This is a genomic window from Sphingobium sp. LMC3-1-1.1, from assembly GCF_040676285.1.
Taxonomy (GTDB): Bacteria; Pseudomonadota; Alphaproteobacteria; order Sphingomonadales; family Sphingomonadaceae; genus Sphingobium.
The window spans coordinates 1,010,165-1,023,463 of sequence record NZ_JBEGHQ010000001.1 but is presented as its reverse complement, the minus strand read 5'-3'; the positions used below and the strand labels follow the sequence as shown (position 1 = coordinate 1,023,463).

At 66.3% G+C, this 13,299-nt stretch carries 13 protein-coding genes; 10 read left to right on the top strand and 3 right to left on the bottom strand.

Annotated elements, in window-relative coordinates; genetic code table 11:
* The first annotated feature begins 53 nt into the window (after positions 1-53).
* The 4 genes from MRBLMC3_RS05065 to MRBLMC3_RS05050 all read left to right on the top strand — a co-directional run bounded on the left by MRBLMC3_RS05065 (position 54) and on the right by MRBLMC3_RS05050 (position 3,860).
* Positions 54-1,832: an ABC-F family ATP-binding cassette domain-containing protein gene (locus MRBLMC3_RS05065; RefSeq protein ID WP_363826331.1), complete on the top strand. Its 1,779-nt coding sequence runs from the start codon at positions 54-56 to the stop codon at positions 1,830-1,832.
* A gap of 71 nt (positions 1,833-1,903) precedes the next feature.
* Positions 1,904-2,629 (top strand): VIT1/CCC1 transporter family protein, encoded by a 726-nt coding sequence (locus MRBLMC3_RS05060; RefSeq protein WP_363734523.1) that lies wholly within the window; start codon positions 1,904-1,906, stop codon positions 2,627-2,629.
* 36 nt (positions 2,630-2,665) lie between these two features.
* Entirely contained in the window at positions 2,666-3,211 is a 546-nt protein-coding gene (locus MRBLMC3_RS05055) for a glutathione peroxidase (RefSeq protein WP_363734524.1), read from the top strand.
* Positions 3,212-3,227: 16 nt separating this feature from the next.
* On the top strand, positions 3,228-3,860 hold the full coding sequence (locus MRBLMC3_RS05050; protein ID WP_363826328.1) for a trimeric intracellular cation channel family protein: 633 nt from the start codon (positions 3,228-3,230) through the stop codon (positions 3,858-3,860).
* A gap of 54 nt (positions 3,861-3,914) precedes the next feature.
* On the opposite strand, the gene MRBLMC3_RS05045 is transcribed toward MRBLMC3_RS05050, so the two are convergent.
* A complete protein-coding gene (locus MRBLMC3_RS05045) occupies positions 3,915-4,220 on the bottom strand; it encodes a plasmid stabilization protein (RefSeq protein WP_363826325.1) in 306 nt (101 codons plus the stop codon).
* Between the two features lie 128 nt (positions 4,221-4,348).
* Here MRBLMC3_RS05045 and MRBLMC3_RS05040 point away from each other — a divergent pair, with 128 nt between their 5' ends.
* The 5 genes from MRBLMC3_RS05040 to MRBLMC3_RS05020 all read left to right on the top strand — a co-directional run bounded on the left by MRBLMC3_RS05040 (position 4,349) and on the right by MRBLMC3_RS05020 (position 7,803).
* Complete coding sequence (locus tag MRBLMC3_RS05040) at positions 4,349-4,690, top strand: hypothetical protein (protein ID WP_363826322.1); 342 nt, start codon at positions 4,349-4,351, stop codon at positions 4,688-4,690.
* A complete protein-coding gene (locus tag MRBLMC3_RS05035; protein ID WP_363734528.1) occupies positions 4,687-4,935 on the top strand; it encodes a hypothetical protein in 249 nt (82 codons plus the stop codon). The genes MRBLMC3_RS05040 and MRBLMC3_RS05035 overlap by 4 nt, the downstream gene beginning before the upstream one ends.
* Before the next feature lie 133 nt (positions 4,936-5,068).
* On the top strand, positions 5,069-5,998 hold the full coding sequence (locus tag MRBLMC3_RS05030; protein WP_363734529.1) for a DUF808 domain-containing protein: 930 nt from the start codon (positions 5,069-5,071) through the stop codon (positions 5,996-5,998).
* A 3-nt stretch (positions 5,999-6,001) separates the two neighbouring features.
* Positions 6,002-7,378, top strand: coding sequence for an MATE family efflux transporter (locus MRBLMC3_RS05025; protein ID WP_363734530.1), 1,377 nt, complete (start codon positions 6,002-6,004; stop codon positions 7,376-7,378).
* A gap of 104 nt (positions 7,379-7,482) precedes the next feature.
* Entirely contained in the window at positions 7,483-7,803 is a 321-nt protein-coding gene (locus tag MRBLMC3_RS05020; protein WP_133652280.1) for a hypothetical protein, read from the top strand.
* A gap of 132 nt (positions 7,804-7,935) precedes the next feature.
* Here MRBLMC3_RS05020 and rnr read toward each other — a convergent pair whose 3' ends face one another.
* On the bottom strand, positions 7,936-10,245 hold the full coding sequence (rnr, locus tag MRBLMC3_RS05015) for a ribonuclease R (protein WP_363826650.1): 2,310 nt from the start codon (positions 10,243-10,245) through the stop codon (positions 7,936-7,938).
* 274 nt (positions 10,246-10,519) lie between these two features.
* A complete protein-coding gene (sppA, locus tag MRBLMC3_RS05010) occupies positions 10,520-12,418 on the bottom strand; it encodes a signal peptide peptidase SppA (RefSeq protein ID WP_363826319.1) in 1,899 nt (632 codons plus the stop codon).
* Positions 12,419-12,573: 155 nt separating this feature from the next.
* Here sppA and gpmA point away from each other — a divergent pair, with 155 nt between their 5' ends.
* The gene (gene gpmA, locus MRBLMC3_RS05005) at positions 12,574-13,260 is read left to right on the top strand and encodes a 2,3-diphosphoglycerate-dependent phosphoglycerate mutase (RefSeq protein ID WP_363734532.1); all 687 of its coding nucleotides are present in this window, start codon (positions 12,574-12,576) and stop codon (positions 13,258-13,260) included.
* The last annotated feature ends 39 nt before the right edge of the window (positions 13,261-13,299 follow it).

Sequence of the window (13,299 nt, the reverse complement as noted above, 5' to 3'; positions counted from 1 at the left end):
GCTTCCGGTTCCCCCTCTTGCCCCAGCTTTCCAGAACGCCTAGCTGCACGGCCATGGCGGCTCCCATTCTCTCCTTCGAAAATCTTGGCCTCTCACAGGGCACCCATTGGCTTTTCCGCAATCTCGACATTTTCGTCGGGGAACGGGACCGGCTGGCGCTGATCGGCCGCAACGGGGCGGGAAAGACCACGCTGCTCAAGCTGATCGCCGGTCAGATCGAACCGGACGAGGGCACCCGATCCTTCCGGCCCGGCGCCCGCGTCATCATGCTGGAGCAGGATCCGGATGTTTCCGGCTTCGCCACGCTGCGGGACTTCGCGCTGGCCGGCCAGTTCGCCCCGCCCGCCCATGAGGTCGACGCCATCGCCAGCCAGCTCGGCACCGATCTCAACCGTGAAGCCGCCACCGCATCGGGGGGCGAACGCCGCCGCGCCGCCATTGCCCGCGCCCTGGCGAGCGAGCCGGATCTGCTGCTGCTCGACGAACCGACCAACCATCTCGACATCGACGCGATCGACTGGCTGGAAGGGTGGCTCGGCCGCTATAACGGCGCCTTCATCGTCATCAGCCATGACCGCGCCTTCCTCACCCGCCTGACGCGCCAGACGCTCTGGCTCGACAGGGGCGGCATCCGCCGCAATGAAATCGGCTTCGGCGGTTTCGATGAGTGGATGGAGGCCGTCTATGCCGAGGAAGCCCGCGCCGCCGAAAAGCTGGACGCCAAGCTGAAGATCGAGGCGCACTGGCTGGAACGCGGCGTCACCGCCCGGCGCAAGCGCAACCAGGGCCGCCTCGCCAAATTATGGGAAATGCGCGCCCAGCGCGCCGCCATGGTGGGTCCGCAGGGCGTCGCGAAAATTGCCGTCGCCAGCGACGACAACAAGACGAAAAGCGTCGTCACCGCCGAACATGTCACCAAGCAATTCGGGGATCGCACAGTCATCAAGGACTTCTCGCTGCGCATCCAGCGCGGCGACCGCATCGGCATCGTTGGCGGCAACGGCGCGGGCAAGACCACGCTCCTGAAACTGCTGACCGGCGAACTCGCACCCGACAGCGGCGAGATTCGCCAGGCCAGGTCGCTCGACATGATCTTCATCGACCAGCAGCGCAGCCTGATGCAGCCCGACCGGCGGGTCCGCGACGTCCTGGCCGAAGGCGGCGACTGGATCGACGTGCGCGGCACGCGCAAGCATGTCCACGGCTATCTCAAGGAATTCCTCTTCGACCCCTCCCTGGCGGAGGCGCGGGTCGGCACCTTGTCGGGCGGCGAACGCTCGCGCCTGCTGTTCGCGCGCGAATTCGCCCGCGAATCGAACCTGCTTGTGCTGGACGAGCCGACCAACGACCTCGACCTCGAGACGCTCGACCTGCTTCAGGAGGTCATTGCCGATTATGAAGGCACCGTGCTGATTGTCAGCCACGATCGCGACTTTCTCGACCGCACCGTGACGGTCACGCTCGGGCTGGATGGTTCCGGCACCATCGACGTGATCGTCGGCGGCTATGCGGACTGGGTCGCCAAGCGCCAGCCGAAGAACGCGCCGAGGACGGAGAAAAAGAGTGCCGCGCCGCCCCCGCCGAAAAGCGCATCGACCAAGCTCAGCTACAAGGACCAGCGCGACTTGGACCTGCTGCCAAAGCGGATCGAGGAGATAGAGGCGGCCATTGCGCGGGACGAGGACGCGCTGGCCGATCCCAATCTCTACGGCCGCGACCCCGGCAGGTTCGACCTGCTCACCAGGGCGATCGAAAAGGCCCGCGCCGAAAAGGAAGCGGCGGAGGAACGCTGGTTGGAACTGGCGGAAAAGGCTGAAGGGCTGGGCGCCTGAAGCGATTTCCAGGAAGCCCTTGCGCCGATCGCCTCATCTGTTAGCCAAGGGCAGCCAGAGGGGAAAGGCGCATGGAACAATCCGCGACGATGCAGGACGAGGATGTGATCGACGGCCATCATGCGGTCCATTATGTCAATCGCGTCGGCTGGCTGCGCGCTGCCGTTCTGGGGGCCAATGACGGCATCGTCTCCACCGCCAGCCTGCTCACCGGCATCGCGGCGTCGGGGGCGGCGCGGGACACCATCCTTCTGTCGGGCATTGCCGCGCTGGTTGCGGGCGCCATGTCGATGGCGGCGGGCGAATATGTGTCCGTCAGCGCCCAGTCCGATACGGAGCGCGCCGACCTGGCCAAGGAGAAGAAGGCGCTGGCCCAGCAGCCCCATGTGGAATGGCAGGAATTGCGCGACATCTATGTCGATCGCGGCCTGACTGCGGAGCTTGCGGGCCAGGTGGCGACGCAGTTGATGAATGTCGACGCGCTCGCCGCCCATGCGCGGGACGAACTGGGCATTTCCGACATCAGCACAGCGCGCCCGGTTCAGGCGGCGCTGACCTCTGCCGCGACTTTCTCCGTCGGCGCGATCGCCCCCGTGCTGGCCGCCGTCGCCAGTCCGGGGCACGCGATCGCCGCTGTCGCCCTCGTATCGCTGCTGTGCCTGGCGGTGCTGGGCTATGTCGGCGCGCGCCTGGGCGGCGGCGGAATAGCGCGGGCAGTGGCGCGCGTCGTCTTCTGGGGTGTTTTCGCGATGCTTGCGACATCCGGGGTAGGCAAGCTTTTCGGCGCGGCCATATGATGGGGGCAAGCCATCCGGTCCGAAGGAGAATATGACATGACAGATATCCAGCAGATTCCGCTCAAGACCATCAAGGGCGCCGACGCCAGCCTGGCCGACTATGCGGGGAAGGTGGTTCTGGTGGTCAACGTCGCCTCCAAATGCGGCCTGACCCCGCAATATGAAGGGCTGGAACAGCTTTATCGCGACTATAAGGACAAGGGGCTGGTCGTCGCTGGATTCCCCGCCAATGATTTCGGCGCCCAGGAACCGGGCAGCAACGAAGAGATCGCGACCTTCTGCACCACCAATTTCGGCGTCGATTTCCCGATGTTCGAAAAGATCGTCGTCACCGGACCGGAAAAGCACCCGCTCTACGCGGCGCTGACCGGCGCGCAGCCCGCGGCGCGGGGGGAAGGCGCCCAGTTTCGCGAAAAGCTGGTCGGCTATGGCATCACGCCCAATCCCGAACCTGAAGTGCTCTGGAATTTCGAGAAATTCCTGATCGCGAAGGACGGCAGCGTGGCGGCCCGCTTCGCACCCACGACCGCGCCCGATGATGCGGATCTGGTGGCGGCGGTAGAGGCCGAACTCGCGAAATAACGCCCAGCGCCGCCCCATGAACCAGACGCTGCTGCCGCAGATCGGCCCGGTACTTGAGACGCTCAGCATCGTCGGCACTTTCGTCTTCGCGGCATCCGGCGCGCTGGCGGCGGCGCGCCTGCGGCAGACGCTGGTCACCTTCGCCTTCTTCGCACTGGTGACGGGGGTAGGGGGCGGAACGGTTCGCGACCTGTTGATCGGCGCGCCGGTCTTCTGGGTCCGCGACGCCGTGCCCGCGATCGCATGCATGTTGGCCGCGCTGCTCGTCTGGTGCACGCCGCGCCGCTGGTGGAGCGACAGCGCGCTCGACTGGCTGGACGCGGTGGGGCTCGCCGCCTTCGCCGTCTATGGCGCGGCCAAGGCGATGAGCTATGGCGTGCCGCCGCTGGTGGCGGCGATGATGGGCGTCGTTACCGGCTGCGTCGGCGGCATCATGCGCGACCTGCTGGCGGGGGAGCCGTCCATAGTGCTGCGTCCGGAACTTTATGTGACGGCCGCGGCGCTTGCATCGGGGCTGTTCGTCTTCCTGCGCTGGCTGGGGCTCGACGTTCCCGTGGCCGGTTTGATCGCCGCCTGCCTTGGTTTCCTGTTGCGGGCCGTTGCGATGCGCAGGGGGTTGGCGCTGCCGCACTATCGGTCTCAGGACTGAACCGGCGCCGGCGGGTTCATCCGCCGCGCGCCGGACAGCCATCCTCCGGACAGGTCAGCCATGCGCCTTCCTGCGCCGGGTTTCCCAACCCTTTCTGGCGGCTGCGGAGCGATCGGCCGCCGGTCGCCGCGCCGATGCCGCGCCGCCCTTCTTCCCGCCCTTGCGCGAAGAGACATGGCTGTCGGGCTTCTCCCGGCCGGATCCGGATTTGTTGCCGCCGCCCGATTCCTTGTTGACGGTGGCCCAGGCGCGCCGTTCCGCTTCCTTGCGGGATACGCCGCGATCCTCATAACCCTGTTCGATATGCTCCGCCTTGCGCTTCTGCTTGCCGGTATAGCTGCTCTTGTCACCCTGGGGCATGATCTTCTCCTTCTCCTTGCAACTGTTCCTTGCATGCGGCGTCAACGATCGATGCGGCGCGACGTTCACTTCGCTGCACAGGCGTCACGATAAGGGAACAGAGCGGTTCGGCCGGCGTTCATCAGCACATGGAGCAGCGCAATCTTCTGGAACGGCTGGCGCGGCATCTGGCGGCCGCCAATCCCGCCCTCGGCCCCGATCACTGGCAGGAGCAGGTGGAGGCCGCCGCTGGTCTGCTCGCCATCATCAAGGATCCCGACGATGTCATGTCGCAGGCGGGCGACGACCACGTCTGGCGGGCGATGATCGATGCGGCACTGCGGCAGCGCTGGGCGATCGCATCCGCCCCGGCCGCGGAACCGCCGGGCGGCACCGATGAGGAGGGCGACATCCCGCTGACGCCCGACATCGTCAGCGGCAATCGGGCCGAATGGGTCCATCTGCATGAACCACAGGAGAAGCCGAAATGAAGGGGTTGTTGAAACTGGCATTTCTCACCGGGCTGGGCACCGTGGCCTGGCGGGGTTGGAAGGAATGGCAGGCCGGCCGCAACGCATATGACCATCGCGGGACGGGCTTCTCTTCCGGCCCGGTGCGCGACGCCGGCCCGCACGAACAGCATATCGACGCGCGCGATTGGGACATGGTGGACGAGCAGGTGGATGAAAGCTTCCCTGCCAGCGACCCGCCGGGCAATTATCGCGGACTGCATTGAGGCGCGGGGCCGCCGCCCTGTTCGGTCCGCCTATATCGATCCGACCCTTTGCCAATCCATTGCGCCAGGCATGCCCCGCCTCTATTGAGGCGGCTGCCGGTCCCACGCCGGGGCCAACAGGGGAATAACATCAATGCCTTCGGGTCTGATCGCGCTGCTCGATGACGTAGCGGGGATTGCCAAGCTTGCGGCCAGTTCGCTGGATGATGTCGCCGCTGCCGCGGGCAAGGCCGGGTCGAAGGCAGCGGGCGTGGTGATCGACGATACGGCTGTAACGCCGCGCTATGTCATGGGCCTGACGGCGGACCGCGAACTCCCCATCATCTGGAAGATCGCCAAGGGTTCGCTGCGCAACAAGCTGCTGTTCCTGCTTCCCGCCGCCCTGGTGCTGAGCGCCTTCGCGCCCTGGTTGCTGCCTCCCCTGCTGATGCTGGGCGGTGCCTTTCTCTGTTTCGAAGCGGCGGAAAAGCTGCTCGAAGCGGTGCAGGGCGGTCATGACCTGGTCGAAGAAGCGCTGGAAACGCACAGCTCCAGCGAACTGGAGGAGCAGAAGGTTTCCGGCGCGATCCGCACCGACTTCATTCTGTCGGGCGAAATCATGGCCATCGCCCTCGGCACCGTCGCGGCGGAACCGATCTGGGAACAGGCGATCATCCTGATCGTCGTCGCCTTCCTGATCACCGCGGGCGTCTATGGCGTTGTCGGCTTCATCGTGAAGATGGACGATATCGGCCTGCATCTGGCGGAACGGCGTTCGGCTGGCGCGCGGGTGCTGGGGCGGGCGATGGTGAAGGCCATGCCGGTGCTGATGCGGATGTTGGGCGTTGTCGGCACCGCGGCCATGCTCTGGGTCGGCGGCGGGCTGATCGTCCATGGGCTTCACGAATTTCATTGGGATCTCGTTCCCGGCGCCATCCACCATGTCGCGCAAGGCGCGGCCCACGGCCTGCCCGCCATCGCTCCGGTGGTGGAATGGGTGGTGAACGCTGTGGGCGCCGGCATTGTCGGGCTGATCGTTGGCGGCATCGTCGTCGCCCTGTTGCACCTCTTCAAAAAGCACTGACCGATGCGTTCACCCTGGCGCCTGGAGGCCGGGGCGCTGACGGCGCTCGCACTGCCGATGATCGCGGGCAACATCGCCTGGGCCGGCATCGCCGCGACCGACCTGCTGCTGCTGGGCCGGCTGGGTGCGGGCGCGGTGGCGTCTGGCGCGCTGGCGATCAACCTGTTCAATGCCTTGCTGATCTTCGGCATGGGGCTGGTGACCGCCGCCGCGCCGCTGATCGCCACGGAGCGGGGGCGTCGGCGGCATTCGGTGCGCGACGTCCGGCGGACCGTGCATCAGACGCTGCGCGCGGCCACCCTGTTCGTGCTGCCCGCCTGGGCGCTGCTGTGGGAAAGCCGATCCATCCTGCTGCTGATGGGGCAGGATGCGGAACTGGCGGCCCAGGCGGGCGAACTGATGCGCGGCCTGCAATGGGCGCTGCTGCCCTTTCTGGGATTTACCACGCTGCGCAACTTCATCTCCGCGCTGGAACGGCCCGTCTGGGGCCTGATCATCATGGTCTGCGCGATCCCGTTCAATGTGCTGGTGGGCTGGACGCTGATCTTCGGCCATTTCGGTTTCCCCGCGCTAGGGATCTTCGGCGCGGGAATCGCCAGCAGCCTGTCCTCCTCCTTCCTGTTCATCGGGCTGCTTGCGGTCATACTGATCGACCGGCGGTTCCGTCGCTACCGCCTGCTGGGGCGATTCTGGACCCGTGACCGGGAACGGCACCGGGCCGTCTGGGCGCTGGGCCTGCCGATCGCGATCACCCTGGGGCTGGAGACGACGGTGTTCAACGCCTCCGCCTTCCTGATGGGATTGATCGACCGCGACTCGCTGGCGGCACACGCCGTCGCGATCCAGATCGCCGCGCTGGTCTTCATGGTGCCCATGGGCATTGGCCAGGCGGCGACCGTGCGCGTGGGCCTCGCTTATGGGAAGGGCGACCTGGCGGGGGTCGGTCGTGCGGGCTGGCTGGCGCTGGCGATCGGGACGGGGTTCGCCCTGATCGCGGCGGCGATGCTCATCGCCTTTCCGCGCCTTTTGATATCCGCTTTCCTGGACCTTGCCGATCCCGCCAACCGGCGGACCGCGACGCTTGCGGTCAGCTTCCTGGGCGTCGCGGCGCTGTTCCAGCTGGTGGACGCGGCCCAGGCCGTGGGGGCAGGGGTGCTAAGGGGCATTCGGGATACGCGCGTGCCGATGATCTTTGCCCTGATCGGCTATTGGGTGATCGGCATCGGAGTCGGCGTCGTCCTGGCCTTTCCGCTGGGGTTGCAGGGCCTTGGCATCTGGCTGGGCCTTGCAAGCGGGCTGGGCGTGGTCGCGCTGTTGCTGGTGGCGCGCTGGGTCTTGCGGGAGAGGCTGCACCTTGTGTCGCACAGGCGAAACGCCTGATCCCGCCTGGCGTGCAAGTTGTATGGCAAGTTGCACGGCGAGGTGATGGTGCGACGCACAAAGCAATTGAACCGGCGCGTCAAATCGGTAATGAAAAGCAGATTATGACCGCTCCTACCATGTTCTTCGAGGCGATTGCGCTTCAGAAATGTCTGATGGCGACCTACAACAAGATGGTCGTGAAGCTGGCCCCGCATATCCTCTATACGCGCCATGACGAGATGTTCATCGACGCGGTCACGATCGAGCGTGACGGCCGCCCCCCCAGGGAACTGAAGCTGGGCACGTTCAAGCTCGCCGGATTGAACGACGTCAGCCTGATCGACGAAAAGTTCGAGGCGATGCACGGCCTCTATGATCAGGGCGACAGCAAATATAAGGGCGTGACCCTGTTCGCTGTCGAGCCGGAGAGCGCAGCGGCCTGAAGCCGACGCGGGCATGAAAACGGAAAATGGGGCGGTCCTGCGGGACTGCCCCGTTTTCGTTCGGGCCCATTTTCGTTCAGGCCATTTTCGTTCACTGGCATGCGGTAACAGGTTTACAGCGCATAGGGGCCTTCACCGCCGGTGCTTGCCCCGCTTCGCCCCCATGTGCCGTATGTTGGCCGGCCGCCCGCGCCAGACGCTGCCGGGCCTGACGCGATCCTTCTTGAAGCTCGGACGCTGGGGCAGGGCATCGGGCAGTTCGAAGCGCAAGGCCCCGTTGATCGGGTCCGCTTCGGCCAGCCGCAATTGCAGCCGCTGGCCGATCGTATATCGGTCCCCGCTCTCCACGCCCTCCAGCGCCCGCCCCGCCTCGTCAAAGAAGAAGCGCTCGTCGCCCAGGGTCGATACCGGCACCAGCCCGTCGCCGCCCAGCCCCTCGACCGTGGCGAAGAAGCCGAAGCTCTGCACCCCGGTGATCCGCGCTTCCACCAGGTCGCCGACATGCGCCGCCAGGAATGCCGCGACATAGCGATCGATCGTCTCGCGTTCCGCCTCCATGGCGCGGCGCTCATGCTGGCTGATCATCTCGCCGACGCGGGCCATATTCTCCATATCCTCCCCGCTCAACGAGGATCGGTCGGGTATATCCCCCTTGGGCGCGGGCAGCTCCAGCCCATAGGCGCCCACCAGCGCCCGATGCACCAGCAGGTCCGCATAGCGCCGGATCGGCGAGGTGAAATGCGCATAGGACCCCAGCGCCAGCCCGAAATGCCCCTGATTGGCGGGTGCATAATAGGCCTGCGTCTGGGTGCGCAGGATCTGCTCCATGATCTGGGGCTTCTCCTCCGCTTCGCCGACCCGGGCGATCAGCCGGTTGAAGGTGGCGGGCTTCACCACCTGGCCCAGGGCGAATTCGATGTCGAAGGTCGCAAGATAGTCCTTCAGCGCCACCAGCTTGTCCCGGCTCGGCGGTTCATGGACGCGGTACATGACCGGCGCCTTCTTCGCCTCCAGCGCCTTTGCCGCCGCGACATTGGCGGCGACCATATAATCCTCGATCAGCATATGCGCGTCGAGCCGCTCGCGCACCGCGACGCTGACGATCTTGCCATATTCGTCCAGCACCACCCGCCGCTCCGGCAGGTCCAGCGCCAGCGGCTCGCGCTTGTCCCGCGCCTTGCGCAGCAGCGCCCAGCAGGCCCAGAGCGGCTTCAGCGCCGTTTCCAGAAGCGGCTCATCCCGCGTGCCGTCCATCGCCGCCTGCGCGTCCTCATAGGCCAGCACCGCCGCCACACGGATCACCGCGCGGGAAAAGCGCCAGCTCTTCATCTTGCCCGCGGCATCCAGCACAAAATGACAGGCCAGCGCCGCCCGGTCCTCCCCCGCGCGCAGCGAACACATGTCGGAGGAAAGCTGGTGCGGCAGCATGGGCACCACCAGATCGGGGAAATAGACGCTGTTGCCGCGCTTCCGCGCCTCCCGGTCCAGCGCGCTGCCCGGCCGCACATAATAGCTGACGTCCGCGATCGCGACGATGGCCTTGTAGCCGCCCTCATTGGCCGGATCATCGTCCGGCGCGGCCCAGACCGCATCATCATGGTCCCGCGCGTCGACCGGGTCTATGGCGACGATGGGCAGGTGCCGCAGGTCCTCCCGCTTCTCCTCATGCAGGGGGAGTCTGGAAGCCGCCACCGCCTCTTCCTCGACCCGCTCGGAAAAGACGTGGGGGATGCCGTGCTTGTGGATGGCGATCAGGCTGAAGCTGCGCGGCGCGAAGGGATCGCCCAATATGTCCGTCACCCGCGCCGTGATCCGGGGCGGGCGCCCCACCGGCTCGGCGAGCACCAGATCGCCCTTCTTCGCCGTGCCGGGGTCCGATATCGGCGTGTCCCGCCGAATGCGCTTGTCGACCGGGCGCAGCCACAGCTTGCCGCCGTCCGCCTCCTCGACCACGCCCAGCAATTCCTCGCTCGCCTTGGCAAGCTTCTTCATCGGATGCGCGACCCAGCCGCGCCCCGCTTCCTCGGTTCGCGCCAGGATCCGGTCGCCGATCGTCAGCGCGCCCCTCTTGCCCCGCTCCACGATGCGCAGCCGGGGTGCGGGCTGCCCCTCCGCCTCCCAGCGTTCCGGCGTGGCGATCAGGGTGGTGTCGTCGACATCGACGATGCGCAGCACGGTGACCTTCGGCACGCCGCCCATCTTGTGGAAGGCCCGCGCCGGACCGATGTCGATCAGCCCTTCGTCCGCCATGTCCTTCAGCAGCGCCTTGAGCGCGATCTTCTCCTGCCCCTTGAGACCGAACGCCTTTGCGATCTCCCGCTTTCCGGCCGGCTGGTCGGACGTGGCGATGAAATCCATCACCTGCTCGCGCGTCGGGAAACCGGCGGGCCGGACCTTGGTCCGGGCGGGATCGGATTTCTTCTTCTTTTCGGTGGATGCCATGGACCAGCTATAGGGAGAGCGGTTCCGCCGCGCCAGTGCGGACCGCTTCAAAGTGCGGACCGCTTCAAATCGGGGCGGCAAGATCGGGAAGCGGATTTCGTGGAGTATCCGGCCGGGTGGACAGGGAAGGCCTGAAGGGCTGCCTTCTCTCAAGCGCGCACCGTGCTCCTGCGCAGGCAGGAGCCCAGTCCTGCCCTTGGTGAATCATCGCAACAGCTGAACTGTACTCCTGCCTGCGCAGGAGCACAGGACGCTCAATGGCCAATAACGCCCATCACCGCCAAAGCCCCAGCAACAGCGTCGCCAGTCCGTGCTCGTCGGGTTTTGCGACCCGCGGCGCGCCATAGCCCCGGCACTCCAGGCAATCGGCCCGCACGCCCGCGCCGCTCACCAGCGCGCGCACATCGGCAATGGCCTGCAATGCCCAGTTCCGCTGCACGATCGCCTGCCGCCCCAGCAGGTCGCGTCCGACCATGGCAGACGACGTCCCGGCATCATCCTCATCCTCCCGATCGATGATCGACTGGACGAATTCGGCGAACTTGTCGGGTTCCTTGGCGATGCGATAGGGCTTGGCCTTGGCCGGATCGACCTTTGCCAGCTTCGCCGCCTCGGCAATCGCCTCCTCCAGCCCGCCGAAGCGATCCACCAGCCCGATCTGCCGCGCCGTGCCGCCGTCCCAGACGCGACCCTGCGCGATGGCGTCGATCTGCTGGGGGGTCTTGCGCCGCGATTGCGCGACCAGCCCGACGAAGCGGCCGTAAATATCCTCGACCCCCATCTGCATGATCCGGTCGAATTCCGGCGTCGTGCCGCCGGCAATGTCCGGCTGGCCCGACAGCGGCGTCGTCTTCACCCCGTCCGTGGTGACGCCCATCTTCGCCAGCGTTCCCTCGAAACTGGGTATGATGCCGAACACGCCGATCGATCCGGTGATCGTATCGGGCTCCGCAAAGATCACATCGGCAGGCGTCGACACCCAATAGCCGCCGCTCGCCGCCACATTGCCCATCGATACCACGACGGGCAGCCCCTCGGATTTCGCTTCCATGATGGCGCTGCGGATCTTCTCCGACGCCATGACCGATCCGCCGGGCGAATCGACCCGGACCACCAGCGCCTTCAGATCCTTTTCCGCCAGCGTCTTGCGCAGCAGCGCCGAAATCGTGTCGCCCGCCGCCGTGCCCGGCCCGGCCTCGCCATCGACGATGTCGCCGGCAATGGTCAGCACGCCGATATCCCCGCCATTGGCGGGCTTGTGCGCCTTCATGTAGTTGCCAAGGTCGATGGCCGCGAAGTCGCCCGCCTTGTCGTCCGGTGCATCGCCCACGATCTCGGCCACCCGCGCGCCGAACGCCGCTTCGTCGCCCATCCTGTCGACCAGCCCGGCGCCCATCGCCGCCTTCGCCAGATTGCCGCCAGCGGCCTCGGCCAGGCTCGCAGGATCACGCACATAGGCCGCCAGCCTGGCCTTGGGCCGGGCCTTTGCGACTTCCTGCTGCCAATCTTCCCAAAGCGCGTCCGCCAGCGCCTGGTTGGCCTGTTTCGCTTCGGGGGACTGATCGGTCCGCGTGAAGGGCTCGACGAAGCTCTTGTAGGTGCCGACGCGATAGACATGGGTGTTGACGCCCAGCTTGTCGATCAGCCCCTTGTAATAGAGCCCCGAACCGCCGCGCCCGACGATGGCGACGCCGCCCAGCGGGTCCACCCAGCTTTCGCTCGCATGCGCGGCCAGTTGATAGCTGTCGTCGCTGTAGATGGTCGCATAGGCGAAGACCGGCTTCTTCGCCGCGCGCACCGCGTCCAGCGCCTTGCCGACCCGCGCCAGTGCGACCTGGCCGCCGCCCATGAAGCCGTCCAGGTTCAGCACGACGGCCTTCACCTTCCGGTCGTCCCGCGCGGCATCCAGCGCGGCGACGATGTCGGCCAGCCCATATTCCTTCGCCCGGTCGTTCCGGCCGGTCAGCAGCGCCATCGGATCGACTTCCGACGGCTGCTCGACGATGGTCCCGTCCAGTTTCAGCAGCAGCGCGCCGCTGCCGACGCTCTGCGCGGGTTTGGGCGACCAGGACAGGGCGGCATAGAGCGCCCCGAAGAACATCAGCAGGAACAGCAGCACCAACCCGTCCTTGATGGCGACCAATATGCGCCACATGCCCTTCACAAATGCCAAGTTGCCGGTTCCTTCCTTCAGCTCCTGCCTGGGCTATCCCATCGACGGACCGACTGCAATGTGGGGGCGTGCGGGGGCCGCGCAAGCTTGCGTCGGATATTTCCGGCGCTATGGGAGGGCGCAATTCTTCGCTTCTCGTGCAGGAGACACGCTTCATGCCCACGCTCGTCCTCATCCGTCATGGCCAGTCGGCCTGGAACCTTGAAAACCGCTTCACCGGCTGGTGGGACGTGGACGTGACCGAAAAGGGCGCGGAGGAAGCCCGCGCCGCGGGCCGCCTGCTCAGGGAAAAGGGGCTGGATTTCGACCAGTGCTACACCTCCGTCCAGACCCGCGCGATCAAGACGCTGAACCTGGTGCTGGAGGAAATGGGCCGCCTGTGGCTGCCGGTCGAGAAGGACTGGCGCCTCAACGAGCGTCATTATGGCGGCCTCACCGGCCTCAACAAGGCGGAGACGGCGGCCAGGCATGGTGACGATCAGGTGAAGATCTGGCGCCGCAGCTTCGACACGCCGCCGCCGCCGCTGGAGGCGGGCAGCGAATTCGACCTGTCGAAGGACCGCCGCTATGCCGGCATCGCCATTCCGTCCACGGAATCGCTGAAGGACACCATCGCCCGCGTCCTGCCCTATTGGGAGGAGCGCATCGCCCCCGACCTCAAGGCCGGCAAGCGCGTCGTCATCTCTGCCCATGGCAATTCGCTCCGCGCTCTGGTGAAGCACCTCTCCAACATTCCGGACGATGAGATCACCGAACTGGAAATCCCCACCGGCCAGCCCATCGTCTACGACCTCGACGACGACCTGGCGGCCAGGGACCGCTATTATCTTTCGGAGCGGTAAAAATCCGACCTGCTTCCGCGCGGGGCGGCTGATGGGGTG